The organism is Streptomyces sp. NPDC051109 (assembly GCF_044455885.1).
Taxonomy (GTDB): domain Bacteria; phylum Actinomycetota; class Actinomycetes; order Streptomycetales; family Streptomycetaceae; genus Streptomyces.
This window is the reverse complement of record NZ_JBITFF010000071.1, coordinates 1-1,096: the sequence shown is the minus strand read 5'-3', so window position 1 is coordinate 1,096 and position 1,096 is coordinate 1. Positions and strand designations below refer to the sequence as shown.

Genomic DNA, 1,096 nt, shown 5'->3' with positions numbered 1-1,096 from the left:
GGCCGACTCAGATGTCGAGGAACCGAACGTCCTTGGCGTTGCGCTGGATGAAGGAGCGTCGTGCTTCGACGTCCTCGCCCATGAGCACGGAGAACAGGTCGTCGGCCTGGGCCGCGTCGTCCAGGGTGACCTGGCCGAGCACGCGGTGGTCCACGTCCATGGTGGTGACGCGCAGTTCCTCGGCGTTCATCTCGCCCAGACCCTTGAAGCGCTGGATCGAGTCTTCCCTGATCCGCTTGCCGTTCTGCTTGCCGAGCTCGACGAGGGCGTCGCGCTCGCGGTCCGAGTACGCGTACTCGAAGTCGTCCCGGCCCCACTTGATCTTGTAGAGCGGGGGGCGCGAGAGGTAGACGTGACCGGCTTCGACCAGCGGGCGCATGAAGCGGAACAGGAAGGTCAGCAGCAGGGTGTTGATGTGCTGGCCGTCGACGTCGGCGTCCGCCATCAGGATGATCTTGTGATAGCGGAGCTTCTCGATGTCGAAGTCCTCGTGCACACCGGTACCGAAGGCGCTGATCAGCGCCTGGACCTCGGTGTTCTGGAGGATCTTGTCGATCCGGGCCTTCTCGACGTTCAGGATCTTGCCGCGGATCGGCAGGATGGCCTGGTACATCGGGTTGCGGCCGGACTTCGCGCTGCCGCCGGCGGAGTCGCCCTCGACGATGAAGATCTCGCACTTGGTCGGGTCGTTCGACTGGCAGTCGGACAGCTTGCCCGGCAACGAGGCGCTCTCCAGCAGGCCCTTGCGGCGGGTCAGGTCACGGGCCTTGCGGGCCGCGACACGGGCCGTGGCCGCCTGGATCGACTTGCGGATGATGTCCGCGGCCTCGACCGGGTTGCGGTCGAACCAGTCGTTGAGGTGCTCGTGCACGACCTTCTGCACGAAGGTCTTGGCCTCCGTGTTGCCCAGCTTGGTCTTCGTCTGGCCCTCGAACTGCGGCTCGCCCAGCTTCACCGAGATGATCGCCGTCAGACCCTCGCGAATGTCCTCGCCGGCGAGGTTGTCGTCCTTCTCGCGCAGCAGCTTCTTCTCGCGCGCGTAACGGTTCACCAGACCCGTCAGCGCGGCCCGGAAGCCCTCCTCGTGCGTACCGCC

The 1,096-nt window shown here is 65.7% G+C and carries 1 protein-coding gene; it reads right to left on the bottom strand.

Annotation, left to right across the window (positions count from 1 at the left end; all coding sequences use genetic code 11):
- Positions 1-7: 7 nt before the first annotated feature.
- Positions 8-1,096, bottom strand: a 1,089-nt coding sequence (locus tag ACIBAD_RS37615; RefSeq protein ID WP_398911554.1) for a toprim domain-containing protein, incomplete at its 5' end; no start/stop codon positions are given.